We start from the raw sequence: 344 nt of genomic DNA on the forward strand, positions 1-344 counted from the left end.
ATAATGACCTAGTACGATAAATCTTCCACATCATTGCCTACTTTACTCACATTAAAGTAGGCAATTTTTTGTTTCGCGCTTTTTATCTTCGGTCATTATGCACGGGTAATTGATGAGTGACACAGTGTATCCCACCCCCTCCCGCTGCAATGACATCAATATTAAGCATGATAATGTCTCGGCCTGGGTATAGCATTTCAAGGAGCTGCTTCGCATCATGATCTGCCTGCTTGTCCCCAAATTCAGGCGCAATAACGGCACCATTGATGACAAAGTAATTAATGTAACCCGCAGCGAAATCAGGGTTATGTCGGCTAAAGCGAGTTTGTCGCAGAGTGCTAGGT

General features: G+C 43.9%; 1 protein-coding gene. It reads right to left on the minus strand.

Translation table 11 applies throughout. The features are described 5' to 3' along the window. Positions 1-82: 82 nt before the first annotated feature. Positions 83-344 (minus strand): agmatine deiminase family protein (locus ACNQ0T_RS23390; protein ID WP_417930401.1); only part of this gene is annotated, 262 nt, incomplete at its 5' end.

This window comes from Enterobacter cloacae complex sp.6700776 (assembly GCF_048284255.1).
Taxonomy (GTDB): Bacteria; Pseudomonadota; Gammaproteobacteria; order Enterobacterales; family Enterobacteriaceae; genus Enterobacter; species Enterobacter intestinihominis.